The organism is Kocuria turfanensis (assembly GCF_001580365.1).
In the GTDB taxonomy this organism is placed as follows: domain Bacteria; phylum Actinomycetota; class Actinomycetes; order Actinomycetales; family Micrococcaceae; genus Kocuria; species Kocuria turfanensis.
In genome coordinates this window covers 1,551,522-1,576,211 of record NZ_CP014480.1, presented here as the reverse complement: position 1 = coordinate 1,576,211, position 24,690 = coordinate 1,551,522, and the positions used below count along the sequence as shown (strand labels likewise).

19 protein-coding genes are annotated in these 24,690 nt (G+C 74.1%); 9 read left to right on the top strand and 10 right to left on the bottom strand.

The window, feature by feature from the left end; all coding sequences use genetic code 11:
- Window positions 1–220: 220 nt before the first annotated feature.
- Complete coding sequence (locus AYX06_RS07225; protein ID WP_232319418.1) at window positions 221–4,288, top strand: Pls/PosA family non-ribosomal peptide synthetase; 4,068 nt, start codon at window positions 221–223, stop codon at window positions 4,286–4,288.
- A 76-nt stretch (window positions 4,289–4,364) separates the two neighbouring features.
- Here the strand turns inward: AYX06_RS07225 and AYX06_RS07220 are convergent, their stop codons facing one another.
- A complete protein-coding gene (locus tag AYX06_RS07220) occupies window positions 4,365–5,072 on the bottom strand; it encodes an AfsR/SARP family transcriptional regulator (protein WP_062735195.1) in 708 nt (235 codons plus the stop codon).
- A 321-nt stretch (window positions 5,073–5,393) separates the two neighbouring features.
- On the opposite strand from AYX06_RS07220, the gene AYX06_RS07215 reads away from it, so the two are divergent.
- The gene (locus AYX06_RS07215; protein WP_062735194.1) at window positions 5,394–5,657 is read left to right on the top strand and encodes a hypothetical protein; all 264 of its coding nucleotides are present in this window, start codon (window positions 5,394–5,396) and stop codon (window positions 5,655–5,657) included.
- Window positions 5,658–5,748: 91 nt separating this feature from the next.
- Here AYX06_RS07215 and purB read toward each other — a convergent pair whose 3' ends face one another.
- The gene (purB, locus tag AYX06_RS07210) at window positions 5,749–7,176 is read right to left on the bottom strand and encodes an adenylosuccinate lyase (protein WP_062735193.1); all 1,428 of its coding nucleotides are present in this window, start codon (window positions 7,174–7,176) and stop codon (window positions 5,749–5,751) included.
- A gap of 166 nt (window positions 7,177–7,342) precedes the next feature.
- Between purB and AYX06_RS07205 the strand changes: the two genes are divergently transcribed.
- The 5 genes from AYX06_RS07205 (at window position 7,343) to AYX06_RS07185 (ending at window position 14,346) form a co-directional block, all read left to right on the top strand.
- Complete coding sequence (locus tag AYX06_RS07205) at window positions 7,343–8,506, top strand: histidinol-phosphate transaminase (protein ID WP_084271739.1); 1,164 nt, start codon at window positions 7,343–7,345, stop codon at window positions 8,504–8,506.
- A gap of 56 nt (window positions 8,507–8,562) precedes the next feature.
- A complete protein-coding gene (locus AYX06_RS07200; RefSeq protein ID WP_084271495.1) occupies window positions 8,563–9,870 on the top strand; it encodes a thiamine pyrophosphate-dependent dehydrogenase E1 component subunit alpha in 1,308 nt (435 codons plus the stop codon).
- Complete coding sequence (locus AYX06_RS07195; RefSeq protein WP_062735192.1) at window positions 9,867–10,850, top strand: alpha-ketoacid dehydrogenase subunit beta; 984 nt, start codon at window positions 9,867–9,869, stop codon at window positions 10,848–10,850. Before AYX06_RS07200 ends, AYX06_RS07195 begins: the two co-directional genes overlap by 4 nt.
- A gap of 85 nt (window positions 10,851–10,935) precedes the next feature.
- Complete coding sequence (locus AYX06_RS07190) at window positions 10,936–12,537, top strand: dihydrolipoamide acetyltransferase family protein (protein WP_062735191.1); 1,602 nt, start codon at window positions 10,936–10,938, stop codon at window positions 12,535–12,537.
- A gap of 579 nt (window positions 12,538–13,116) precedes the next feature.
- Window positions 13,117–14,346: an aminotransferase class I/II-fold pyridoxal phosphate-dependent enzyme gene (locus tag AYX06_RS07185; protein ID WP_062735190.1), complete on the top strand. Its 1,230-nt coding sequence runs from the start codon at window positions 13,117–13,119 to the stop codon at window positions 14,344–14,346.
- Here the strand turns inward: AYX06_RS07185 and AYX06_RS07180 are convergent.
- The 5 genes from AYX06_RS07180 to AYX06_RS07160 form a co-directional block, all read right to left on the bottom strand.
- A complete protein-coding gene (locus AYX06_RS07180) occupies window positions 14,312–15,130 on the bottom strand; it encodes a DNA-3-methyladenine glycosylase I (protein WP_147017477.1) in 819 nt (272 codons plus the stop codon). The genes AYX06_RS07185 and AYX06_RS07180 overlap by 35 nt on opposite strands.
- 128 nt (window positions 15,131–15,258) lie before the next feature.
- Window positions 15,259–16,272 (bottom strand): hypothetical protein, encoded by a 1,014-nt coding sequence (locus AYX06_RS07175; protein WP_062735188.1) that lies wholly within the window; start codon window positions 16,270–16,272, stop codon window positions 15,259–15,261.
- Window positions 16,269–17,564 (bottom strand): sensor histidine kinase, encoded by a 1,296-nt coding sequence (locus AYX06_RS07170; RefSeq protein ID WP_062735187.1) that lies wholly within the window; start codon window positions 17,562–17,564, stop codon window positions 16,269–16,271. Before AYX06_RS07170 ends, AYX06_RS07175 begins: the two co-directional genes overlap by 4 nt.
- 33 nt (window positions 17,565–17,597) lie before the next feature.
- Entirely contained in the window at window positions 17,598–18,314 is a 717-nt protein-coding gene (locus AYX06_RS07165; RefSeq protein WP_062735186.1) for a LuxR C-terminal-related transcriptional regulator, read from the bottom strand.
- 136 nt (window positions 18,315–18,450) lie between these two features.
- Window positions 18,451–19,488: a hypothetical protein gene (locus tag AYX06_RS07160; RefSeq protein ID WP_147017475.1), complete on the bottom strand. Its 1,038-nt coding sequence runs from the start codon at window positions 19,486–19,488 to the stop codon at window positions 18,451–18,453.
- A 74-nt stretch (window positions 19,489–19,562) separates the two neighbouring features.
- Between AYX06_RS07160 and AYX06_RS07155 the strand changes: the two genes are divergently transcribed.
- Window positions 19,563–21,269 carry a long-chain-fatty-acid--CoA ligase gene (locus AYX06_RS07155; RefSeq protein WP_062735184.1) on the top strand — a complete coding sequence of 569 codons (1,707 nt, stop codon included), beginning with the start codon at window positions 19,563–19,565 and terminating at the stop codon, window positions 21,267–21,269.
- 10 nt (window positions 21,270–21,279) lie between these two features.
- On the opposite strand, the gene AYX06_RS07150 is transcribed toward AYX06_RS07155, so the two are convergent.
- Window positions 21,280–21,894 (bottom strand): flavin reductase family protein, encoded by a 615-nt coding sequence (locus AYX06_RS07150; protein ID WP_062735183.1) that lies wholly within the window; start codon window positions 21,892–21,894, stop codon window positions 21,280–21,282.
- 179 nt (window positions 21,895–22,073) lie between these two features.
- Here AYX06_RS07150 and AYX06_RS07145 point away from each other — a divergent pair, with 179 nt between their 5' ends.
- A complete protein-coding gene (locus tag AYX06_RS07145; protein ID WP_062735182.1) occupies window positions 22,074–22,967 on the top strand; it encodes a LysR substrate-binding domain-containing protein in 894 nt (297 codons plus the stop codon).
- Window positions 22,968–23,330: 363 nt separating this feature from the next.
- Here the strand turns inward: AYX06_RS07145 and AYX06_RS07140 are convergent, their stop codons facing one another.
- Both AYX06_RS07140 and AYX06_RS07135 read right to left on the bottom strand, forming a co-directional pair.
- Window positions 23,331–23,813 (bottom strand): MarR family winged helix-turn-helix transcriptional regulator, encoded by a 483-nt coding sequence (locus AYX06_RS07140; RefSeq protein WP_062735181.1) that lies wholly within the window; start codon window positions 23,811–23,813, stop codon window positions 23,331–23,333.
- A gap of 59 nt (window positions 23,814–23,872) precedes the next feature.
- Complete coding sequence (locus AYX06_RS07135) at window positions 23,873–24,550, bottom strand: hypothetical protein (RefSeq protein WP_062735180.1); 678 nt, start codon at window positions 24,548–24,550, stop codon at window positions 23,873–23,875.
- Between the last annotated feature and the right edge of the window lie 140 nt (window positions 24,551–24,690).

The following is a 24,690-nucleotide window of genomic DNA, read 5'->3' as shown; positions in this document are numbered from 1 at the left end:
TGCAGTCGAAAACGACCCTCCGGACGGGGCCACGCCCTGTGATCTCGCCCACGTCTGGCCCGCGCCCCTGCCCGGTGCGCCCCGCCGGCGCCCGGGATCGACTCGGCGATGACGCACCGATAACGCCGCGGTGACGGCGGCGTGAGGAAGGCATAACAACCCCCTGCGTAGAACGGACCTGCCGGTAACACCGGTGTCCGCGCATCGAAAGGAGTTGGACATGACCTCAGCACCACAACGCTCACACCGCCGCGACGGGGGGTCGTCGGCAGAGCGAGTGCTGTGGGGCGAGGCTGCGGTGAAGGGGGGCGCCGCCGGAGCGCGGCCGAGGCCGGACTCCCCGGCACGGGAGGCCCGGGGCGCCGGGACGAGGCCGAGCCGGCTCCACCACTTCTTCGAGCGCAGCTGCGACCGCACGCCCCACGCCCAGGCCCTGCACGCCGACGGCCAGACCTACACGTACGCGGAGCTGGACGAGCTGGCCAACCGCATGGCCCACCTGATCGCGAGCTACGGTCTCGCCGCCGGGGACCGCGTGGGCATCCTCCTCCAGCGCTCCACGATGCTGTACGCGTCGCTGCTGGCCGTCCTCAAGACGGGCGCCACGTTCGTCCCGATCGACCCGAACCTGCCCGCCGACCGCGTGCAGTTCATCGCCGAGGACTCGGACCTGGCCCTGCTGCTCACCTCGGCGGAGCTCGTGCCCCTGGTCGAGGACGCCGCTGCCGACGTCGTCGACGTCGGGCGGATCGACCATGAGCTCGACGCGGCGCCCGCCCACCGGCCGGAGGTCCGCCACGAGGGCGACCCCACCTGCTACATCATCTACACCTCGGGCTCGACCGGGCGCCCCAAGGGTGTGGAGGTCGCGCACTCGAGCATCTGCAACTTCATCGAGATCGTGCCCGAGGTCTACGACGTCCGTCCCGAGGACCGGGTCTACCAGGGCATGACCATCGCCTTCGACTTCTCCATCGAGGAGATCTGGCCCACCTGGGCCGTCGGCGCCGCCCTGGTGGCCGGCCCCACGGACGACGCCCGGCTGGGCCAGGGCCTGGCCGAGTTCCTGCAGCGCACGGAGATCTCCGTGCTGTACTGCGTGCCGACCGTCCTGGCCACCCTCGAGCACGACCTGCCCGGCATCCGCAGCATCCTCGTGGGCGGGGAGGCCTGCCCGGCGGACCTCGTGGAGCGCTGGTCCACGCCCGGGCGCCGGATGCTCAACACCTACGGGCCCACCGAGGGGACCGTGACCGCCACGTGGGGCGAGCTGACCCCCGGGCGGCCCGTGACCATCGGCAAGCCCCTGCCCACCTACGAGGTGCGCATCCTCGACGAGTCGATGAACGAGGTGCCCGAGGGGGAGCCCGGGGAGATCTGCATCGCCGGCCCGGGCGTGGCCCGCGGCTACGTCAACCTCCCGCACGTGACCGAGGAGCGCTTCCGGCCGCACCCGGACGGGCCCCGGGCCGGGCGGATCTACCGCACCGGCGACCTGGGCCGGATGCTGCCCGACGGCGAGATCGAGTACCTCGGCCGCGCCGACAGCGAGGTGAAGATCCGCGGCCACCGCGCCGACCTGCAGGAGATCGAGAACGTGCTCCGGCGCGACGACGCGGTGGCGGACGCCGCCGTGAAGCTGGTCTCCGGCGGCGAGGACGTCGCCGCGTTCCTCACCCTGCGCGGGGAGGTCCGCGACGAGCGCGCCCTGTTCGAGCTGCTCCACGACTCCGTGACCGCGGCCCTGCCGCCGTACATGGTGCCGTCCTTCTACGAGATCCTGCCCGCCATGCCCATGATGGTCAGCGGCAAGGTGGACCGGAAGAACCTGCCCGACCCCGCCTCGCCCCGCTTCGTGACCACGGTGGGCCTGGTCCCGCCGCAGACCGAGTCGGAGTGGCAGCTCACGGAGGTCTGGTCCCGGGTCTTCCGGATCCCCGTCGACCAGCTCTCCGCGGAGGCGGACTTCTTCCTGGAGCTCGGCGGGCACTCGCTGCTCGCCGCGACCGCCACCTCCGAGCTGCGCCGGGAGCTCCCCGACCAGGACATCTCCATCGCGGACATCTACACCTACCCGACCGTCCGGGACCTGGCGCGCCACCTCGACGCCGCCCCGGCGGTCGTCCCGGCGGTGGCCGACCCGGACGACCGGCCCACGGCCCTGCACCACACGAGCGGGCGGGTGGCCCTCTGCGGGACGGCCCAGGTGACGACCATGGTCCTGGCGGCCATGGTCGTGGGCTCCCCGCTCGCCGCGGTCCTGTACTCCTACGGCGGGCAGTTCAGCTACTCGCTCATGTGGGACCTCCTGCTCGTGGGCGTGCTGGTCTCCGTGCTGGCCCGCTTCTTCCTGCCGCTGCTGGGCTCGCGGGTGCTGGGCCGGTTCGTCCGGCCGGGGCACCACCCGCTCTGGGGGAGGCAGTACTTCCTGCTGTGGTGCATCGACGGCCTGACCCGGCTCTCGCCGCTCAGCCTCCTGACCGGCACGCCGATGGCCGCCGGCTACCTGCGCCTGCTCGGCGCCGAGGTCGGTGCCGGCGCCCACGTGGGCACCGCGGCCGTGGGCCTGCCCTCCCTGGTGAGCATCGGCTCCCGCGCCAGCATCGGCTACGGCTCCTCCGTGCAGACCGCGCAGGTCGAGGAGGGCTGGGTGAGCATCGCCCCGGTGCGGGTCGGCGACGACGCGTTCGTGGGCGCCAACGCCCTGCTGCAGCCCGGTTGTCGGGTCGAGGACGGCGCCCGGCTGGCGGAGCAGTCCCTGGCCGCGCGCAACCAGGTGATCCCCGCCGGGGAGCACTGGCTGGGCTCGCCCTCCCGGCCCGCCGACGGCGACGACGAGCTGCTCGAGCGGATGGAGCGCCGTCCCCTGCCGGGCGGCCGCTGGCCGGCGCCGCTCGTGGCCGCTCTGCTGCTGGGCTGGGCCACCCTCGAGGTGCTGCCCTTCGTCCTGGTGCTCCCGTCCTTCCTGATGATCTGGATCGCGGCCATCGAGTTCGGTCTGCCGGTGGGCCTGGCGCTCACCCCGGCCGTCGGCGTGGTCTACGTCCTCACGGTGTGCACCGTGGTGGCCGTGGGACGGGCGATCGTCCTGCGCCGGACCCCCACGGGCATCCACCCGGTCCGCAGCGGCCTCGGCGTGCGCAAGTGGATGGCCGACCAGCTGCTGAGCACCAGCCTGGAGAGCACCAACGCCCTGTACGCCACGCTGTACACCGTGCCCTGGCTGCGCGTTCTCGGCGCCGAGGTCGGTCCCCGCTCCGAGGTGTCCACGGTGGGCCACATCGACCCCGACCTCCTCACCCTCGGGGAGGGCAGCTTCGTCGCGGACATGGCCAGCGTGGGCAGCGCCGTGTACCACCACGGGCACCTGCACATGGAGCGCACCGTCGTCGGCGACCGCTCGTTCGTGGGCAACGCCGCGTTCGTCCCGTCCGGCACCCGGATGGGCGACGGCTCCCTCGTGGGCGTCGCCTCGGTGCCCCCGGCCGACGTGCCGGAGGGGACCTCGTGGCTGGGCTCGCCGGCCATGTTCCTGCCCCGCCGGCAGGACAGCGGCAACTACGACGAGAGCCTCACCTTCCGGCCGTCCCGCGGGAAGGTGGCCGCCCGCCTGATCATCGAGGCGCTGCGCATCACGGTGCCCCCGGCCCTGATCGGCCTGATCGGCTACCTCGGCCTGCTGGCCTCGGTGAGCCTCGTGCCGCAGCTGAGCCTGCTCGGCTTCGTCGCGGTGCTGCCGCTCATCGCGCTCGCCACCGGGTTCACCGTGGTGCTCGCCGTCGTCGTCCTCAAGTGGGCGATCGTGGGCCGGTACCGGCAGCGGATCGAGCCCCTGTGGGACAACTTCGTGCGGCGCAGCGAGTTCGTCACCGGCGTCTACGAGTCCGCCGCGGTCCCCGCGCTCGTCGGCGGCCTGGTCGGCACCCCGCTGATCGGTCCGGTGCTCCGCCTGTTCGGCGCCCAGATCGGCCGGCGGACCTACATCGGCACGACCTACCTGACGGAGTTCGACCTCGTGCACATCGGCGACGACGCCGCCGTCTCGACGGACGTGTCCCTGCAGACGCACCTGTTCGAGGACCGGGTCATGAAGATGTCCTACGTCGAGATCGGCGAGGGCGCCAGCGTCGGGGCGCGCTCCATCGTGCTCTACGACACGACGGTCGGTGCCGGCGCCACGGTCGACGGGCTGTCGCTGGTGATGAAGGGCGAGCAGCTGCTGCCCCGGACGAACTGGCGCGGCATCCCGGTGCGCTCCGCCTCCGCGGCGCTCACCACGGGCCGCTGAGCCGGCCATGGACGGCACACGGGTGTCCCCGCGACGCTGGTCGCGGGGACACCGTGCCCACCGGGGCGAGGAGGTCTCAGGCGCTGCGCATGTAGCCCATCAGCTGGGTGATCTGCGGGGAGGGCGGGGCGCCGAGCTCGTCGGCCATCGTGCTGCAGAAGCTGCGGAAGGTCTGCAGGGCCGGGGCGTTGTTGCCGAGGCCGAGATCCGCCTCGATCAGGACGCGGACCGCGCTCTCCCGCAGGGGGTCCAGGGCCCGGACGTTGGAGGCCAGCAGGTGCGCCCGGTAGAAGTCCCCGTGCTCGAGGGACAGCCGCGCCAGGTGCTCCACGGCGTTGACGTAGAGCGTCCGGAGCCGGTCCTGCTCGGCCATCACCCAGCCGTCGTACCAGCCGGGCAGCAGCTGCGCGCCGGCCGGGTCGAGGAACCACGGGTCCTCCGTGGGGGGCGCGGTCGCGGCGGCCGCCTCGTGCAGCGACTCGCGCAGCTCGTGCAGGTCCACCACGACCTGGTCCGCCAGGGCGATGTTGTTGCCGCGGGTGCCCACGGCCCCGGGGACCTGGCGGGAGAGGTTGAAGACGGTGGTGCGCAGGCTGCCCATGGCGCGCTCGGCCGTGCGGTCCGGCCACAGCAGCTCGCCGAGGAAGCGCCGCGGCTTGGGGCCGAGGACGGCCAGGGCCGCCAGCAGCCGCTGCTGCCGCTGGCCGAGGGCCAGCACCGAGCCGTCGAGTTCGACCTCGACGTTGCCCAGCAGCCGCAGCGTGATCGAGTGTTCCCCATCCATTGCCATGATCCCCCACTGTCATGAGCCGAGTGCCCCGGTGCTCCCTGCCGGTCTTCCCCCGAAGACCGTGGGCGGGACGTCCTCCCCCTGGTCCTGCGGCGCCGGATCGGGTGCCGCAGGAAGAGAGGGGTCAGCACCGATGATCCCGGCAGACGTGCTGTGAGTCAAAAGCGAACGGCCGGATGTCGTCGAAAGCAAACGATCGACACGGGTTGACGTGCGCAAACCGGCGCGAGGTTTGTGCTGCACCCCGCACCGTGTTACATGGCTGATCCCCGGGCCGGCGTCGCCGGTCCGGGCACGTACTCAGGAGTTCATCCGATGACCGACCATCGACCCGTCACAGGGGTCCGTACGGACCCCCTCGGCAACATCGTCGCCCTGTGCAACCCCGCGGAGGTGTGGTCGCCCCGCTCCACGCCCCGGGTCATCCGGGACATCGAGTGCGGCGTGCACGACTACTACGTCCCCGGCACGACCGGCCGGCTCCGCGTCCGCGTGGTGTCGGCGGGGTGCGGAAAGCGCCTGTGGGCCGCTCCGGAGGACACCGTCTGCAACAACCTGCACGACCTGCCCTCCGTCTGAGCCCCCTGCGCCCCGGACCCCTTCCGCGGGGAGGGCGCCCGCGGCGGGCCGCCCGGGTCGTGCGCCCGGGCGGCCCGCCGCCCGCCGGGGGTCAGAGGTAGCGCACGAGCTCGGTGGCGATGCCCGTGTAGGTGGCCGGGGTCAGCGCGGAGAGCCGCTGGGCGGCCTCCGGGGAGAGCCCCAGGCCCGCCACGAACTCCTGGAGCCGGTCCGCGTCCACCCGCCGCCCGCGGGTCAGCTCCTTGAGCCGTTCGTAGGGGTTGTCCATGCCCTCGACCCCGGCGATCGCCTCGGCGCGCATGACCATCTGGACGGCCTCCGCCAGGACCTCCCAGTTCTGGTCGAGATCGGCGGCCAGCACGTCCTCCGCGACGTCCAGGCGGGCCAGGCCCTTGCGCACGTTGGAGACCGCGAGGAGGGAGTGGCCGAAGGCCACGCCGATGTTGCGCTGGGACGAGGAGTCCGTGAGGTCGCGCTGCCACCGCGACGTCACCAGGGTCGCGCCCAGGACGTCGAGCAGGGCGTTGGAGAGCTCCAGGTTCGCCTCGGCGTTCTCGAACCGGATGGGGTTGACCTTGTGCGGCATGGTCGAGGAGCCGGTGGCCCCCTCCACCGGGATCTGCTGGAAGTAGCCGATCGAGATGTAGGACCACACGTCCGTGCAGAAGTTGTGCAGGACCCGGTTGAACCGGGCGACGTCGGCGTAGAGCTCCGCCTGCCAGTCGTGCGACTCGATCTGGGTGGTCAGCGGGTTCCAGGTCAGGCCCAGGGCCTCCACGAAACCGCGGGAGACCTCGGTCCAGTCCGCGTCCGGGACGGAGGCGTAGTGCGCCGCGTAGGTGCCCGTGGCGCCGTTGATCTTGCCGAGGTACTCCGTGCGCTCGATCCGGGAGAGCTGGCGGCCCAGACGGTGGGCGACCACCGCCATCTCCTTGCCCAGCGTGGTGGGCGTGGCGGGCTGGCCGTGGGTGCGGGAGAGCATCGGCGTGCCCGCGGCGGACTCGGCGAGGCCCGCGACGTCGGCCACGAGCGCCCGGGCGGCCGGCAGCCACACGTCGGTCGTGGCGTCCTTGACGCCCAGGGCCCAGGCGAGGTTGTTGATGTCCTCGGAGGTGCAGCCGAAGTGCACGAGCGGCACCAGGTGCCCCAGGCCCAGGGCGGGCAGGCGGCGGCCGATGTAGTACTCCACGGCCTTCACGTCGTGCACCGTCACGGCCTCGATCTCCGCCAGCTCCGCGACCGCGTCGGTGTCGAAGTCCGTGACGATCCGGCGCAGCCCGGCCTTCTGCTCGTCGCCCAGGGGCGCCAGGCCCGGCAGCACCGCGTGCTCGGCCAGGTGGATGAACCACTCGACCTCCACGTGCACGCGGTTGCGGTTGAGGGCGGCCTCGGAGAGGTGGTCGACGAGCGGGGCCACGGCCGGCTGGTACCGGCCGTCGAGCGGGCCCAGCGCGACAGGCGGAACAGCGGCGGCGAGCGAGGCGCGCCCGGAGGACAGGATGCGATCGGTGTGGGGCATGGGCACATTCTCCCACGGCGCCCGGGCCGCCCCGGGCGGACGAATTGTCGTCGGCCACCAACTTTCGCGGGACCCGGTTGTAGCTTTCGCGCCGAAAAATGCCGGGTCGTCCGGAGGGGCGTCATCCACCCGGGAACCCCGGGGGAGCGGGGATAGCATGGCCCCCATGAGTACCAGCGACGCTACCCGCACCCTGGCCGGGAACGCCCCGGCACAGGACGCGGCCCCCGCCACCACCCCGGCGGTCCGGCCGCGCCCGGCTCTGTCCCGGCTTCCCCGCTACGTGGCCGGCAAACCGCCGCTCGTGGTCGAGGGGCTGCCCTCCTACAAGCTGTCCTCCAACGAGAACCCGTTCGGGCCCGTGCCGGCCGTCCGCGAGGTCCTCGCCGACTGGGACGCCGTGCACCGCTACCCCGAGACCACCTCCGCGGAGCTGCGGGAGGTCCTGGGCGAGTTCCTCGGCGTGCCCGCCGAGGACGTCGTCACCGGCGCCGGCAGCCTCGGCGCCCTCAACCAGCTGCTGGGCGCCTTCGTGGGCGCCGGAGAGGACGGCGCCCCGGACGAGGTGGTCCACGCGTGGCGCTCCTTCGAGGCCTACCCCATCAGCATCGGGCTCTCGGGCGGGCTGAGCGTCCCGGTCCCGAACCGCCGCGACGGCTCGCACGACCTCGAGGCCATGGCCGCCGCCGTCACCGACCGCACCCGCGTCGTGCTGCTGTGCACGCCCAACAACCCGACGGGCCCCAGCCTCACCACCGCCCAGGTCGAGGAGTTCCTCGCCGCGGTGCCCCGCGACGTCGTCGTGGTCATCGACGAGGCCTACCAGGAGTTCCAGCGCCGCGACGACCTCGTCGACGGCATCGACGTCTACCGCCGGCACCCCAACGTCGTCGTGCTGCGGACGTTCTCCAAGGCCCACGGGCTGGCCGGCCTGCGGATCGGCTACTCCGTGGCGGGCCAGGGCATCACCCCGTACCTGCGCCAGAGCTCCCCCGCGTTCTCCGTGACCGACCTCGCCCAGCGCGCGGCCATCGCCTCCGTGCGCCACTACGACCAGGTCGCCGAGCGCGTCCAGCGGGTCGTCGACGAGCGGGAGCGGGTGCTGGCCGGGCTCGACGCGCTGGGCTGGCCGTACCCGGAGACGCAGGCGAACTTCGTGTGGCTCAACCTCGGCGAGCACAGCGGGCGCTTCGCCGAGCTGTGCGACGCCCACGCCCTGGCCGTGCGCCGCTTCGGCGACGAGGGCGTCCGCGTCACCGTCGGGGAGCCGGAGGCCAACACCCGGTTCCTCGAGCTCTGCGCGCAGTTCCCGCACGCACCCGTGCTCTGAACCCCGGGCACGAGCGCTCCGCTCCCACCCGAGCACACCGAAAGGACGTCCTGACCATGGATGCCGCCCCGTTCACCCCGGCCGCCCACGCGCCGGCCCGCCACGCGCCGACCCCGGAGCCACGCACCCGGCTGGTGCGCCTCCTCGACCGGGACGGCGTGCGGTCCGAGGACCCGGTCTTCTCGCCGTACGTCGCCGAGGTCGGCGCCGAGCAGCTGCGGGACCTCTACCGGTCGATGGCGCTCGCGCGCCGGTTCGACGAGGAGGCCACCAACCTGCAGCGGCAGGGCCAGCTGGTGCTCTGGGCGCCGATGCGCGGCCAGGAGGCCGCTCAGGTGGGCTCGGCCCGCGCCCTGCGCCCCGCCGACCACATCTTCCCGACCTACCGCGAGCACGCGGTGGCGATCGAGCGGGGGGTGGACCCCGCCGAGCTGCTCATGGTCTTCCGGGGGCACGCCGCCGGGGGGTGGAAGCCCTCGGAGCACGGCATGAACGTCTACTCGATCGTGCTCGGCTCCCAGGTGCCGCACGCCGTGGGCTACGCCATGGGCATGAACCTGGACCGCCGCGCCGCCGAGGAGGAGGGGCGCGAGGTCGAGCCCGCCGCCACCATCGCGTACTTCGGGGACGGCACCTCGACCCAGGGGGAGGTGCACGAGGGCATGGTCTTCGCCGCCTCCTTCGACGCCCCGGTGGTCTTCTTCGTGCAGAACAACCAGTGGGCCATCTCGGTGCCGTTCTCCACCCAGTCCCGTCTGCCGCTGGCCGAGCGGGCCGCCGGCTACGGGTTCGAGGGGATCCGGGTGGACGGCAACGACGTCCTGGGCGTCCTGGCCGTCTCCCGGTACGCCATGGAGCAGGCCCGCGCCGGGCGCGGCCCGGTGCTCGTGGAGGCCGAGACCTACCGGCTGGGCGCCCACACCACCGCCGACGACCCGACGAAGTACCGCCGCCGGGAGGACGAGAGCCACTGGGCCGAGCTCGATCCGCTGCTGCGCCTCGAGACGCACCTGCGCCGGCACCACGGCACGGACGACGCCTTCTTCGACGAGGTCGCCGCGGCCGCGCAGGAGTTCGCCGACCAGACCCGCGCGCACGTCCTGTCCATGGCCCCGCCCTCCTTCGAGGAGTTCTTCGACAAGCCCTACGCCGAGCGTCACGCCCTGATCGAGGAGGAGCGCGCCTGGTACGCGGCCTACCAGGCCGGGTTCGACGACGACGGCCGCGACGACGGCCGCTCCGGCGGCGACGGCACCGCCGGGCCCGATCGCGGCACGCAGGCCTCGAGCCTCACCGTCGCCGCCGATCCCGTCACCGGGGCCCCCGACGAGCGCTCCGCCGGCACCGAGGAGGACCTCGCATGAACGCCGCTCCCGACCTGACGATCGCCAAGGCCGTCAACGCCGGCCTGCGCCGGGCCATGGAGGAGAACCCCCGGGTGCTGCTCATGGGCGAGGACATCGGCTCCCTGGGCGGCGTCTACCGCGTCACCGAGGGGCTCAAGAAGGACTTCGGCGGGCACCGCGTGATGGACACCCCGCTGGGGGAGGCCGGGATCGTGGGCACCGCCGTGGGCCTCGCCCTGCGCGGGTACCGGCCCGTGTGCGAGATCCAGTTCGACGGCTTCTCCTTCCCGGCCTTCAACCAGATCACCACGCAGCTCGCGAAGATGCGCAACCGCACGAACGGGGACGTCTCGGTCCCCGTCACCATCCGGATCCCCTACGGCGGGGTCATCGGCTCGGTGGAGCACCACTCGGAGTCCCCGGAGGCCCTCTTCGCCCACACCGCGGGACTGCGCATCATCACGCCGTCCAACGCCCAGGACGCCTACTGGATGACCCAGCAGGCGATCACCTGCGAGGACCCGGTGATCATCTTCGAGCCCAAGCGCCGGTACTGGCTCAAGGGCGCGGTCGACACGCAGCGCCCCGCCGCCGACCCGTTCACCGCCCAGGTGGTCCGGCCGGGGGAGGACGCCACGGTGGTGGCCTACGGCCCGCTCGTGCCGGTGGCCCTCGCCGCGGCCCGGGCCGCCGAGGAGGACGGCCGCAGCGTGGAGGTCATCGACCTGCGGTCCCTGTCGCCGATCGACTTCGACACCGTGGAGGACTCCGTGCGCAGGACCGGTCGCCTGGTCGTCGCCCACGAGGCCCCGACCTTCGGCGGCCTCGGCGGGGAGATCGCCGCCCGCATCACCGAACGGGCCTTCTACTCCCTCGAGGCGCCCGTGCTGCGCGTGGGCGCCTTCCACCTGCCGTACCCCGTGGCGGCCGTCGAGGACCAGTACGTGCCGGACCTGGACCGGATCCTCGAGGCGCTGGACCGGTCCTTCGCCTACTGACCCCGCCGACCCCGGCCGCCGGCCCCTCCGGGCCGGCGGCGCCGTCGCCGACCCGGAGGGGCCGCGCGAGAGAGGAAGTACTGACATGCCGCAGATCTTCAACCTGCCCGACGTCGGCGAAGGCCTGACCGAGGCGGAGATCCTCGCGTGGCGAGTGGCACCGGGGGAGACCGTCACGGTCAACCAGGTGCTCGTCGAGATCGAGACCGCCAAGTCCGTGGTGGAGCTGCCCTCCCCGTACGCGGGCACCGTGCTCGACCTGCTGGTGCCCGAGGGCCGCACCGTGGAGGTCGGCACCCCGATCATCGCCGTGGGCTCCCCCGAGGAGGCCTCCGGCACGGGCCCCGCCCCGGAGGGGACACCGGGGATCCTGGGGGAGACCCCGGTGCCCGCCGCGTCGCCCGACGCCGACGGCGACCGCCCCCTCGTCGGCTCCGGGCCCAAGGCCGACCCCGTGCGGCGGCGCCGCCGGATCGCCCCGGAGCCGGCTCCGCAGTCCGCCGCCGGGCCGGCCCCGGAGCCGGCCCGCCCCGCGGGGTGGGCGGAGAAGCTCGGCCGCGGTCCGCTGGGCACCGGGATCGGGGGGATCGGCAGCGGGATCGGGGGGATCGGCACGGCCGCCCAGGGCATCGCCGATCGCGCCGCCCGGCTCGCCGAGGACAGCGGCGTCTGGCGCCGTCCCGGCCGCCCAGACGGCGCCGGCACACCGAACACGGCCTCGGCCGGCGCGGGCACACCGGACACGGCCTCGGCCGGCGCGGTCCAGGCCGGTGCGGTCCCGACGGGCGCGGGCCGGGCCGGTGCGGTTCCGGCCGCCGTCCCGCGCCGTCCCGCGCTGGCGAAGCCGCCCGTCCGCAAGGCGGCCCGTGACCTGGGCGTCGACCTCGCCGAGGTCCCCGCGACCGGGGCCGCCGGGCAGATCACCAAGCAGGACCTCCTGGCCCACGTCGCCCGGCTCGGCGAGGCCGGGGCCCGGCGCCGCCCGCCCGCCGCCGAGGAGCGGATCGATCGGATCCCCGTCAAGGGCGTGCGCAAGGCCACCGCGCAGAACATGGTGCGCAGCGCCTTCACCGCCCCGCACGCCTCGGTGTTCGTGGAGCTCGACGCCACACGCACCATGGAGTTCGTCCAGCGGCTCAAGGCCGCCCCCGACTACGAGGGGGTCAAGATCACGCCCCTGCTGGTGCTGGCCAAGGCCGTCATCTGGGCGGTGGCCCGCAATCCGCAGGTCAACGCCACGTGGACGGACGAGGAGATCCTCGTCAAACACTTCGTGAACCTGGGCATCGCCGCCGCGACGCCGCGCGGGCTCATGGTCCCGAACATCAAGGACGCCCAGGACCTGTCCCTGCGCGAGCTGGCCGTGGCGCTCGACGAGCTCTCCCGCACCGCCCGGGCCGGGCGCACCCAGCCGGCGGACATGCAGAACGGGACCCTGACCATCACCAACATCGGTGCCCTCGGCCTGGACACCGGCACGCCGATCATCAACCCGGGAGAGGTCGCGATCGTCGCCTTCGGCAGCATCAAGCAGAAGCCCTGGGTGGTGGACGGCGCCGTGGTGCCCCGCTGGGTCACCACGCTGGGCGGCTCCTTCGACCACCGGGTGGTCGACGGCGACCTCGCCGCCCGCTTCACCGCGGACGTCGCCCGGATCCTCGAGGAACCCGCGCTGCTGCTGGACTGAACTCGACGGCCACCGCAGCCCCGGACCGGCCGGCACGGCAACGGCCCCGCACCGATCGGTGCGGGGCCGTGTGCTGCGTCGTCGACGAGCGCGCCTCCACGACTGCGGCTCTCCCCGCCGGGCGGATGCCCGGCGTCACGCGGACGCGGAACGGGGTGGTCGCCGCCGACCGCGCGGTGCCGCAACGCTCGTGGACCCGTGATTGAAATCCCCCCAGACACAATCACACATCTCATTCACGACGGATCACTCGTGCGACGCCGGCCGCGGTGACGACCTGCCCGATCGGTCCCCGGTGCTGCCACCGGCGACCTGGTCCGCGCCCCCGGAGGACCGCCTCAGCGCGGTCCCCGGGGTCCAGGACTGCGTCCATTATGGCCACCGGCCTGGACGAAAGTCTGTCCCCCGATGTGCGCCCGGCCCGGTGGCCGGCGGCCGCGCGGAGGAGAGGCTGTCCCCGGAGCGCGCCCGGCCCGGCCACGGTCCGGACGGGCGTCCGTTCCACCACGGGCGTCCGGGCCGGCGCTTCCCGCCGGGCCTTCCCGGTCCGGCCGCAGGCCGCGGCCGTAGGCTGGGGCCATGCTGCCGCACCCGCCGCCCCGCCCGTCCGCACGCTCCACGGTCCCGCCCTTCCGGGTGATGGAGATCCTCGCCGATGTCGAGCGGCTGCGCTCCGCCGGCCGGGACGTCGTCTCGCTCTGCGCCGGTGAACCCTCCGGCGGCGCCCCGCAGGCCGTGGCCCGCGCGGCCGCGCGCGTCCACGCCCGCAACGAGGGGCTCGGCTACACCCCCGCCCTGGGCATCGAGCCGCTGCGCCGCGCCGTGGCCGGGCACTACGCCCGGTGGTACGGCCTGGACGTCGCGCCGGAGCAGGTCGCCGTCACCACGGGTGCCTCGGGCGCGCTGGTCCTGACCTTCCTCGCGGCCTTCGACGTCGGGGACCGGGTCGCCGTCTGCCGCCCGGGCTACCCGGCCTACCGCAACACCCTGGCCGCGCTGGGCGCGGAGGTCGTCGAGCTCGACTGCGGTGCGGCGACGCGCTTCCAGCCCACGCCGGCGATGCTCGACGCCGCGGTCGCCGCGCACGGCCCGCTGCACGGCCTGGTCGTGGCAGGTCCCGCCAACCCGACCGGCACCGTGCTCGAGCCCGCCGAGCTGGCGGCGCTGGCGCGCTGGTGCGCCGAGCACGGGACGCGGCTCATCAGCGACGAGATCTACCACGGCATCGTGCACGCCGCCCCCACGGGGAGCGGCCCGCGGAACGGGGCACCGTACCGGGGCACCAGCGCCTGGGAGCACGACCCCGACGCCGTGGTCATCTCCTCCTTCTCCAAGTACTGGGGGATGACCGGGTGGCGGCTGGGCTGGGCCCTGCTGCCCCGGGACCTCGTGGCCCCGGTCGACGCGCTCGCCGGCAACCTCAGCCTCTGCCCGCCGGCCGCCGCCCAGTACGCCGCCGTGGAGGCGTTCTCGGAGGAGGCCTACGCCGAGGCCGACCGGGCGGTGGAGCAGTTCGCGCGCTCCCGGAGCCTGCTCCTGGACGCCCTGCCTGCTCTCGGCTGGGGCGAGAGCGCGCCGGCGGACGGGGCGTTCTACCTCTACGCGGACCTCGGCGAGCAGCTCGAGCGCCACGGCAGCTCCCTGGAGTGGTGCCGCCGTCTGCTCGAGGCGGAGGCCGTGGCGGTCGTGCCGGGACTGGACTTCGACGCCGCGCGCGGTCACCGCACCGTCCGGCTGTCCTTCGCCGCAGGACCCGCCCAGGTCGAGGAGGCCGTCACCCGGATCCTGCGGTTCCAGGCCCGGTCCTGAAGCACTGCGCGAGATGACCGGGGAGCACCCCGGTGCGCAGCAGGAACCCGTGGGCGGTCGTGCGGCCCACGAAGACCAGGCCGAGCTGCTTGAACCGGGCGGCCAGCCGGTCCGCCTCCGGGGACCGGCGGGTCAGCTCCAGCACGGTCACGGGCGGCTGCGCGCCCGCCGGCGGCTCGCCGGCCAGCTCCGCCCAGTCCGCCGGAGCGAGCCCCGCGCACGCACGGGTGTTGTGCACCACGGCCTCGATCTTGACGCGGTTGCGGATGACCGCCGGGTCGAGCAGGAGCTCGTCGACGGCGTCCTCCGTCAGCTCCGCCACGTCCCCGGCGACGAAGCCGCGGAACGCCCGGCGGAGCCCGTCCCGGCGCTGGGCGATGCTCCACCGGGCCAGGCCCGCCTGGAAGATCTCGAGGCTGAGCGCCTCGAACCAGCCGGGGGAGTCCACGGGCGGGGCTCCCCAGCGGTGGTCGTGCTCCTCGAGGGCGGCCGGTCCCGTGGGCGCCCAGGGGCAGCGGCGCAGGCCGTCCCCGCAGAGCACGGCACGGAAGGCGTCCTCGGGATGGGAGCCGGCGCTGTGCGGGACGTCCGCGGCGCGGACACGATCGGGGTCGTCGCGGGAGCCGGTGCCGCGGGCCAGGTCCGCGGCGCGGGCGGGGTCGGGGGGATCAGCGGCGCGGGGGGAGCCGGCGGCGTGCGGGAGTCCGGCGCTGCGCGCGAGGCCCTCGGGGTCGGGGAGATCAGCGGCGCGGTCGAGGCCGCGCCCGGCGGAAACGGTGTCCATGCGCCCACCGTAGGAGCGGCCGCGCCGGTCCCGTCCGCCGGGCAGCCGGTTGTGGACGGTCCGTGCCGGTCCGCCCGGACCGGTGGGCCGGTGCAGTGGAACCGGCACGGTGCCCACGGCGGGCCGGGTCAGAAGCGGGAGACCTCCCCGGTCACGTCGGCGATCTCGATGGCCACGGGCTCCTCGTCCCCCGCGTTGCCGTCGTGGACGATGAACACGGCGGTGGGGTCCCCCTCGGGGAACGCCCGGATCGTCACCGACCCGGACGTCGCGGCGTTGAGCACCTCCATGGACCGGCGGGTCGCGGACCGCAGCACGGCGGTGGGCAGGGGTTTGCCCCGCTCGTCCAGGATGTCCACCTGCACGCCGCGCGCCCGCGCCGCCCGGGTGACCTCGAGCAGGTAGGGGGTCGCCACGGAGCGGCCCCGGATGGAGTCCCGCAGCTGCGCCTCCGTGAGCCGGAACTGCTCGATCTCGTAGTCGGAGACCGGGGAGGGGTCGTGCGCGATGCGCTCGAGCAGTCCTCCCGCCAGCCGGCGCACCTCGTGCACCCGCTGGACGGAGGCGTTGACGGTGTCCTTCTCGGCCTCGTCGTGGGAGCGGGCGGAGATCACCATGTCGCGGGCCTCCGCGAAGGCGATGGAGGCCCGGTCGTACTCGCGGGCGATCAGCTGGCTGGCGAGCAGCAGCGCCGCGGTCGCCGCGTTGCTCAGCGCGGCGTCCCACAGCCCGATCGCGGAGCGGGCGCCCCACGTCATGGAGATGGCCACGGCGATGACCAGCGTGGCCCACCCCCAGCCGCCGCGGCGACGGATGCCCAGGACCACGATGAAGCCGTCGAAGCCGAGGGTGAACCACTGCCCGCCGAACAGCTCGGCCTGCGGGTCCAGGGCGTCGTAGGAGCGCTGGATGGAGACCAGCATGAGCAGCACGGCCAGGGCCGTGGGCAGGTCCGGCAGCCGCCGCCGCCCGTGCGGGTAGACGGCCAGGGCCACGGCGATCACGTAGGTCACGAGCGCGGCCTGCATCAGCTCCGGCTTGTCCATGCTCTGGGTCTGCAGGACGCCGAGCACCACGGGGATCAGGAAGAAGACCGCGGCGGCCACCAGGGTCAGCGGGTGGAAGAGGGCGCGGGAGATCACGGGCGGGCGTCCCGCGGCCAGAGGATCGTCACGCTGGCGCCCCGGCCGGGTGCGGAGTCGACCTCGACGTCGCCGCCCACCTGCTGCACGCTGCCCAGGATGGACACGCGGACCCCGAGCCGCCGGGAGTCGATGCTGCGCGGCTGGAAGCCCCGGCCCCGGTCGACCACCTGGAAGCGCAGGTAGAAGCCCTCCGGGTTGATCGCGGTGGGCGGGCACGCACCGCCGTCCATGGTCACGAACGTGACGTCGGTGCCCGAGTGCCGGGCGCTGTTGGAGACCGCCTCGGTGATGGCCTGGACCAGCGCCTGCGCCGTCTCCACGGGGATGAGGGGCCGCGGCTCGCCGGGCGGCCGGATGTAGGGCGTGATGCTGTTGAAGCGCACCCGGTTGCGCCACGGGGACAGGGACTCCAGCAGGTCGTCCAGCAGCGTGTGCACCATCGTGGTGCCCTTGCCCTGGGCGCGGCGCTCCTCGAAGACGAGGACGTCGAGGGCGCGCTGGGCCAGCTCCCGGGTGCGGCGCTGGACCGGGCCCGTGGCGCGGCCGGCATCGAGCAGGGCCGCCATGACGTTGTCGTGGATCAGGCGGTCGAGCCGCTCCTGCTCCTCGGCCTGGGAGCGGGAGCGGGTGAGCTGCAGCTCCTGGGCGATCGCGTCCGCGTAGACCTGGTCCGCGTTCTTCCCGCCCCGGAGGACGAAGCTGATCAGCACCACGAGCACCACGCCGAACGCGATCCGGCTCGTGGCGTCGAAGAGCACGTCCATGATGTCGGGGGCGGCCGCGGTGCGCACCATGACGAGGACGTAGAGGACCGTCACGGACGTCAGATAGGCCACGGCCAGCTCGAGGCTCCACACGACCACGGTGGCGCAGGCCGCGAGCAGGATGAACGGCTCCACCCACGGGTCCTGCGGCGGCGCCTGGCCCGTCCAGGCGAGCGGCAGCGTGACGACGGCGAGCGCCACCAGCACCGGCGCCACGAGGATCGGCCACGTGCGGACCCGTTGCCGGGCCGACTGCAGGAGCAGCACGCACCCGTTGAGCAGCAGCACGACCAGGAAGACCAGGTGCCACCGCTCGAAGGAGCGCAGCTGGTCCTCGAGGATGGTGAGGGACTCCAGGAACAGCGCCACGGCCACGAGTCCGTGGCAGATGTTGGCGAGCAGGAGGATCCGGTAGGAGTTCATCCCCAGCTCCTGCGGCGAGGCCGGCACCAGCAGGCTGGTGCGGCGCCGCCGGGCCGGGACCTTCCGGTAGGCGAGCGGGGACCGGGGCGCGACGTGGCTCACGGAGCGGCGGTCCTCAGCGGCTCCGGGGACGGCTCACAGGCGCTTCTCCGCCGTGGTGATGTCCGCGGTCGGCTCCACGAGACCGTCCTCGATCGCCCGGATGCGCAGGTCGATCTTGGTGGGGGCCGGGCGGCCGACACGCGCGTACTTCTCGCGGATCCGGTCGATGTTGGTCTTCACGGCGCTCTGCTTGATCCCCATCCGGCGGGCCACCTGGACCTGGGCGAAACCGGAGGCGTAGAGCCGCAGGGTCTCCTGCTCGCGCGGCGAGAGGCTGGCCCGGGAGAACTCGACGTCGCCGTCGATCGCGGCGGCCAGCTCCTTGGTGATCACCGGCTTGCCCTCGGCGATGTTGCGGGCCTCCTCGATGGCGTGCTCGAGCGGGTCCGACTTGCGCACGAGCCCCAGTGCGCCCGCCCGCAGCGCCTCGCGGATCAGGGCGGCGTTCTCGCCGATGCTGAAGATCAGCACCTTCATGCCCGCGGCCCGGAGCAGCTCCACGTTGGCGGCGGGGCGCGACATGTCGTTCAGGGAGAGGTCCAGGAGCACGACCTCGCACTCGATCCGCTTCGCGCCCTGCGCCGTCAGGGCCGGGTTCTCGGGGTCCCGGCCCAGCTGGTCGAGCAGGTCCGGCACGCTGGAGGCCGATCCGACGAGCTTCACGTCCGCCTGGGAGGTCATGGAGACGAGGCGGACGCCCTCCCGGACGACCTCGTGGTCATCGACGACGGCGACAAGGGTGGACGGCATGGGTGTTTCCTCCGGGTGCTGCTCGGTGGGCCGGTCCGCAGATTTCTGCGTGGGGGTGACGGATCTCACCGAGGTGCTCCGATTGTCCCCCTTCGCCTCGGGGGAAGCGAACCCGACACGGTTCCGGGTGCGAACGTTACCTCCCCGTGTCCCCCCAGCGGTCGACCCGGCGGTGGTAGCGGATGCCCCACATCCCGCCGAGCACCGCCCCGAGCAGGTCGACGAGCAGGACGGCGGCCACGGCGAGCAGGCCCGGGACGAGCAGGTCACCGATGAGCGCCTGGGCCGAGACGCCGACCGGGGCCAGGCCCACGGTGTCCGCCCACAGCAGTCCGGCCACGGTCGCCACGGACCGGCCGAACAGGGACCACAGCCACACGGACACGCCCTGCCGGGCGCCCGAGAAGCGGGCCATCCGGCCGGCGGCGTACCCGCCGGCGAGGAAGGCCAGGAACTCGACGACGCCGAGCACCGCCGCCCCGGTCCAGGCCGCCGCGGAACCGGCGGCCAGGTCGTCGACGACCCCGCCCATGCCGCTGTCGATCCGGAACCCCAGGGCGGCCGCGGCCAGCCCCGCCGGCGCCAGCAGCAGCCAGGTCACGGCCAGCGCACTGAGCCAGCCGAAGAAGCCGGGGACGAGCTGCAGGCCGCCGAACTCCTCCCGCTGCCGGGCGTAGCGGGTGGCGGGGTCGGCCGGCGCCGGGCCCGCAGCGGGGGCCGGGTACCCGGAGGGCGGGTACCCGGGGGACGGGTGCGCGGAGGTCGGGTGCGCCGCGGTGGGGCCGCCGGGGAACGGGGGCGCGGCCCCGCCGGTGCCCACCGTGGGCGTCGGATCGGTGCGGGGACCCAGCTCGGGGGCCCGCGGCGGGTCCTCCGGCACCGGGCGCTGGGCGCTCACCGCCGGCAGCGGACGGGTGTGCTGGGTGTCGTCGTCGTCGTACCAGGACCAGTCCTCGTCCTCGCTCCCGGAGCCGGAACCGGTGGCGGAGCCGGAACCGGTGCCGGCGCCCGGCGCCCGGTCCTGCGGGGTGGCGCCGTGGCCGGAGGAGCCGGTCGCCGGGAACCGGCTGACCGGGGGCAGCGGGCGCGTGGCGTCGTCGTCGTGCGGGCCGGTGTCCGACCAGGGCATCGGGTCGTCGGCGGAGGGCGAGCCGGGTGTCGAGGAGGGAGTCATGTCATCGAAGTCTACGGGCGGGCGCCCCCGCCGGAACTGGGAGTCCGCGCCGACCGCCGAGTAGGGTACGGGCCATGCCTGCCGAATCCGCCCGCGACTTCCTGCGTGCCCGCCCCTGGACCGCCAGCTACGACCCCGGGGTCCCCGCGGAGCTGGACCTGCCGGAGACCTCGCTCGCGCACATGCTCGAGCGGTCGGTGGCCCGGCACGGCCGGAAGACCGCGCTCGAGTTCTTCGGGGCCCGGACCAGCTATGCCGACCTCGGGCGGCAGGTCGAGCGGGCGGCCGAGGGTCTGCGCCGGCTCGGCGTGCGGCACGGGGACCGGGTGGCGATCGTGCTGCCCAACTGCCCGCAGCACATCGTGGCATTCTACGCCGTGCTGCGCCTGGGGGCCGTCGTCGTGGAGCACAACCCCCTCTACACCGCGCACGAGCTGCACCATCAGTTCGAGGACCACGGCGCGCGCGTGGCGATCGTGTGGGACCGTGCGGCCGAGCGGGTCCGGTCCCTCGGCGCCGACCTGCCGGTGGACACGGTCGTGGCCGTGGACATCACCGCCGCCATGCCGAGGGTGCAGCAGCTGGCCCTGCGCCTGCCGCTGCCCGCGGCCCGGGCCTCCCGCGCCCAGCTCACCGGGCCGGCCCCGGGCACGATCCCGTGGCGGGAGCTGCTGGACGCGCGGCCGATCGCCGTCGACCACCCGCGGCCCACCGCCCACGACCTCGCCCTGCTGCAGTACACCTCCGGCACCACCGGGCTGCCCAAGGGCGCGATGCTCACCCACCGCAACCTCGAGTCCAACGCCCTCATGGGCCGGCACTGGCTCGATTCCACCGAGCACGAGGTGGTGCACGGCGTGCTGCCCCTCTTCCACGCCTTCGGCCTGACCCTGGGGGTGACCTTCGCGATGTCCCTGGGGGCGAAGCTCGTGCTGTTCCCGACCGTCCGGACCGACCTCGTGCTCGGGGCGATGAAGCGCTCGCGGCCCACCGTGCTGCCCGCCGTGCCGCCGGTCTACGAGAAGCTGCTCGACGCCGCACAGGAGCAGCGCACCGACCTGCAGGGCATCTCGGTGGCCGTCTCCGGGGCCATGAGCCTGCCCGTCCCGCTCGTGGAGCGGTGGGAGCAGGCCACGGGCGGCATCCTGATCGAGGGCTACGGGCTCACCGAGTGCTCCCCGCTCGTGGCGTGCAACCCGCTCAACGACTCCCGCCGCGCCGGGTCCATCGGCGTCCCCTTCCCCTCCACCGAGATCCGGCTCGTCGACCCGGAGACCCTCGAGGACGTCCCCCGCGGCCACGAGGGCGAGCTGTGGGTGCGGGGACCGCAGGTCTTCCAGGGGTACTGGGGGCGTCCCGACGAGACGGCCCGGACGCTGAGCACGGACGGCTGGCTGCGCACCGGGGACATCGTCACGGTCGACGACGCCGGCTTCCTGCGGGTGGTCGACCGGCTCAAGGAGGTCGTGATCACCGGCGGGTTCAACGTGGCCCCCACCGAGGTCGAGAACGCGCTGCGCCGGCACGAGGACGTCGAGGACGCCGCCGTCGTGGGGCTCACCGACCCGCGCGGCACCGAGGTCGTCGTGGCGGCCGTGGTCCTGGCGCCGGGCCGCGAGCTCGACGAGGGCGCCCTGCGCGAGCACTGCTACGCCGAGGTGACACGCTACAAGGTGCCCCGGCGGATCGTGGCCGTCGACGAGCTCCCGCGCACCATGCTCGGGAAGGTCCAGCGCCGGGAGGTCCGCCGGCAGCTGGAGCGCACGGGCGTGCGGCTCTGAGCCCGGGTGCTCAGGGCAGGTCCGCCTCCGGGGCGGCCTCCCGGTAGGGCACGCGCCGGATCGAGCGGATCCGGCCGAGCTCTCCCCACTCGTCGCGCCCGAGCCGGGCGACCGGCTGCAGGGCCTGGACGAGCGGGCCCCGCCCGTCCACGGCCGCCTCGTCCACGGCCACGTGCGTGACCGCGCCGAAGACGAGGAAGCAGTCGCCGATCGGCATCGGCTCCGCGTGCAGCCGGCACTCGATGGCCGCCGGGGACTCCGCCACCCGGGGCACGCCCACGGTGAGGGACGGCTCGCGGGTGAGCCCCACGGCGTCGAACTCGCTGACCTCCGGGGGGTAGTCGGTGCCCGTGGCGTTGATCTGCTCGAACAGCTCCGCGGACGCGAAGTTCACCACGAACTCCCCGGTCTGCCGGATGTTGCGGAGGCTGTCCTTCTCCCCGACCGAGACGAACTGGACGATCGTGGGCGTGCTGGAGGCGACCGTGAAGAACGAGTGCGGGGCGAGGTTGTCCACGCCCGCCGAGGACCGCGAGCTGATCCACGCGATCGGGCGGGGGACGACCAGGGACTTGACCGCCCGGGCGAAGGAGCCGTGCCGGTCGGCGGGGATGTCGGTGCGCATGTGCCCATTCCACCACCTCGGCCCATCCCGGTCACGGACACCGACGGGCTCGGGCCGGCGGCCCGGGCGCGGCCCAGGGTGCTGTCACCGCGGCGTCCTCCCCGGGTAGTCTGCGGAAGAACGGGAGTCCGGGGGTCGACGACGATCCCGCGGAACGAGCGGAAGGACGGCCGTCCACGATGGAGCTCCGGCAGCTCAACTACTTCATCGCCGTGGCCGAGGAGCGGCACTTCGGCCGGGCCGCCAAGCGCCTGCACATGGCCCAGCCGCCACTGTCCCAGCAGATCCGCCAGCTCGAGGAGCAGCTCGGGGTGCGCCTCCTGGACCGCACCACCCGCCGGGTGGACCTCACCGCCGCCGGTCAGGTGCTGCTCGACCGGGGCCGCCGGATCGTCGGGGAGATCGAGGCCCTCGAGGCCGACGTCCACCAGGTGGGGCAGGGCACCACGGGGGTGCTGCGGGTCGGCTTCTGCGGCTCCGCCACCTACGGGACGATGCCCGGCCTGGTCCGGCGGGCCGCGCAGCTGCTGCCGGGGCTGTCCCTGGCGCTGCAGGGGGAGATGCTCACCCCCGCCATGGAGGAGGGGCTCCGCGGGCACACGCTGGACGCCGCGCTGCTGCGCCCCCCGGTGGCCTCCCCGGGCCTCGAGCACCGGGTCGTCGCCCGCGAACCGCTCGTGGTCGCGGTGCCCTCCGGCGGTCCGCTGGACGAGGACGGCCCCGTGGCCGCGCACGAGCTGCAGGACCAGGACTTCGTCGCCTGCCCGCCGGACTCGGTGCTCTACCGGGCCGGCACGGACCTGTGCCGCCGGGCCGGGTTCCAGCCCCGGATCGCCCGCGTGGCGGGCGGGACGTCCGCGCTGCTGTCCTTCGTGGCCGCCGGCGGCGGCGTGGCCGTGGTGCCCGCCGGTGTGCGTGCCGTGCAGCTGGCGGGCGTCGTGTACCGCGGGATCGAGCACGCCCCGGAGCTCGAGCTGGCCGTCGCGTGGCGGCGCGAGGACCGGTCCGCGCTGCTGCACCGATTCCTCGACCTCGTCGCCGATCTCCGGCCCGGGCCCGGCGCGGCTCCGTAGCCCGCCCGGCGCGGCCGCTGCGCCCCGGCCGGCGCCGGGCGCCCGGGGCGCGACGGCACCCGAAAGGACGCCCCGCGGCGACCTGTGCGTTTTCCGGACGCGCGCCCCGAAGGTGGCTTGCCCATGCAGATCACTGGGTCTAAAGTGAATCTGTCGTCGGCGATGGCCCGGGCGCGATCCCCCCATCGGCGCCCGGATGATTCCTGCCGATGACCGGCGTCCCATTCCCCCGATCGGGATGCCCGACAGGCCCTGCCGATCCCCCCATGCGGCAGGGCCTGTCCCTTGCCCTCACCGCGCCCCGGGCGCTCCTGCCCGGACGGGCCGGTCCGGGCAGGACCCCAGCGGGTCAGGCGGCCGGCGTCAGCACAGCCCCAGCTCCTCGAGCCGGGGGATGACCTTGCCGGAGACGCGGCGCAGGGTGTCCATCTCCTCCTGCGTCAGGTGGTCGACGAACGCCGCGCGCACCATCTCGAGATGGCCGGGGGCGGCGGCCTCGATGGCGCGGCGGCCCTCCGGGGTGATCCGCACGTCGAGGCCCCGGGCGTCGCTGTCGCACCGCAGGCGCTCGAGCAGGCCGCGGCGGGCCATCCGCGAGAGCAGGTGGGACAGCCGGCTGCGCTCCCAGCCGAGCGCGTGCATGAGGTCCCGGGACCGGATCACCCCGGTGCTGCTCTCGGAGAGCGGGACGAGGACCTCGTACTCCGAGCCGGACAGCGCGCTGTCCCGGGACAGCTGGCGGTCGATCGCGGTCTGCATGCCACGGCTCAGCGCCAGGAAGCTCCGCCAGGCGCTCTGTTCCTCGTCGGTCAGCCAGTTGACCTCGGCGGGCTCCGGGGTGTTCATGCGGGGGTCCTCTCGTGCGGGGCGGGACCTCCCAGCTTATATTGACATGTCAACCAAAGTCAAGTGCCGGGTGGCCCTCCGGGCGAGGGGTCGCCGTCGGGGCCGTACCGGGGTCCCCGGCCGCGTCGGATCCAGTCCGAGTCGTAGTGCTCCCGGGGGTCGGTCCGCCGCAGGCGCTCGGCGTAGCCGGTGGGGCGCAGCGGGGAGTCGTCGTCGTCCGGAGGGGTGAACGTCGCCATGGCGACCAGTCCGAAGCCCAGGCCCGCCGAGACCACCAGGGTCATGCCGGAGACGACCAGCACGCTGACGTACTCGTCGACCAGGTCGGCGCGCGCGGTGCCCTCGAGGGCGGGCTCCACCGCGAACGCCCCGGCGAGCGGGAGCAGGCCGAGCGCCAGCAGGGCCGCGGGGATCAGCCACCACCTCGAGCGGCTCCGCAGGGGCGGTGCCGCGGGGTCCCGCAGGGCGGGGTGCAGCTGGGCCTGGACGGCCACGAAGCCGGCGGCCCCGGGCGCGGCCAGCAGCGCGCCGACGAGCCAGCCCCAGACCACGTCCTGCGCGGCGAGCCCGGCGCCCAGCAGGACGCCCAGCAGGACCAGTGTGAAGGAGAGGCCGCGGGCCATCCGGCGGGTCGCTCGCGGTGAGGCCGGGGACGCCCGCGGCGCCGGGGCGGGCGCCGGGAGGTCCCGGTGGGGAATGCGCTGCCCGTACTCGGGCTCGTGGCCGTGGCTGCTCATGGGCGGGGTCCCGTGGTGGAGGAGTGCTGGACGGCTCTACTGTAGACCTCACCCCCGACGGCACCCGGTCTGGTGCTCCAGCGCATTATTGACATATCATCAAAAGCGGGAGCGGCCCAGCGGCCGCTCCGTCACCGGCC

What these genes read in the sequence shown, in the direction of transcription:
- AYX06_RS07225 (WP_232319418.1), top strand. Translation starts at nt 221, where the DNA reads ATGACCTCAGCACCACAACGCTCACACCGCCGCGACGGGGGGTCGTCG.
- AYX06_RS07220 (WP_062735195.1), bottom strand. Translation starts at nt 5,072, where the DNA reads ATGGATGGGGAACACTCGATCACGCTGCGGCTGCTGGGCAACGTCGAG.
- AYX06_RS07215 (WP_062735194.1), top strand. Translation starts at nt 5,394, where the DNA reads ATGACCGACCATCGACCCGTCACAGGGGTCCGTACGGACCCCCTCGGC.
- purB (WP_062735193.1), bottom strand. Translation starts at nt 7,176, where the DNA reads ATGCCCCACACCGATCGCATCCTGTCCTCCGGGCGCGCCTCGCTCGCC.
- AYX06_RS07205 (WP_084271739.1), top strand. Translation starts at nt 7,343, where the DNA reads ATGAGTACCAGCGACGCTACCCGCACCCTGGCCGGGAACGCCCCGGCA.
- AYX06_RS07200 (WP_084271495.1), top strand. Translation starts at nt 8,563, where the DNA reads ATGGATGCCGCCCCGTTCACCCCGGCCGCCCACGCGCCGGCCCGCCAC.
- AYX06_RS07195 (WP_062735192.1), top strand. Translation starts at nt 9,867, where the DNA reads ATGAACGCCGCTCCCGACCTGACGATCGCCAAGGCCGTCAACGCCGGC.
- AYX06_RS07190 (WP_062735191.1), top strand. Translation starts at nt 10,936, where the DNA reads ATGCCGCAGATCTTCAACCTGCCCGACGTCGGCGAAGGCCTGACCGAG.
- AYX06_RS07185 (WP_062735190.1), top strand. Translation starts at nt 13,117, where the DNA reads ATGCTGCCGCACCCGCCGCCCCGCCCGTCCGCACGCTCCACGGTCCCG.
- AYX06_RS07180 (WP_147017477.1), bottom strand. Translation starts at nt 15,130, where the DNA reads ATGGACACCGTTTCCGCCGGGCGCGGCCTCGACCGCGCCGCTGATCTC.
- AYX06_RS07165 (WP_062735186.1), bottom strand. Translation starts at nt 18,314, where the DNA reads ATGCCGTCCACCCTTGTCGCCGTCGTCGATGACCACGAGGTCGTCCGG.
- AYX06_RS07160 (WP_147017475.1), bottom strand. Translation starts at nt 19,488, where the DNA reads ATGACTCCCTCCTCGACACCCGGCTCGCCCTCCGCCGACGACCCGATG.
- AYX06_RS07155 (WP_062735184.1), top strand. Translation starts at nt 19,563, where the DNA reads ATGCCTGCCGAATCCGCCCGCGACTTCCTGCGTGCCCGCCCCTGGACC.
- AYX06_RS07150 (WP_062735183.1), bottom strand. Translation starts at nt 21,894, where the DNA reads ATGCGCACCGACATCCCCGCCGACCGGCACGGCTCCTTCGCCCGGGCG.
- AYX06_RS07145 (WP_062735182.1), top strand. Translation starts at nt 22,074, where the DNA reads ATGGAGCTCCGGCAGCTCAACTACTTCATCGCCGTGGCCGAGGAGCGG.
- AYX06_RS07140 (WP_062735181.1), bottom strand. Translation starts at nt 23,813, where the DNA reads ATGAACACCCCGGAGCCCGCCGAGGTCAACTGGCTGACCGACGAGGAA.
- AYX06_RS07135 (WP_062735180.1), bottom strand. Translation starts at nt 24,550, where the DNA reads ATGAGCAGCCACGGCCACGAGCCCGAGTACGGGCAGCGCATTCCCCAC.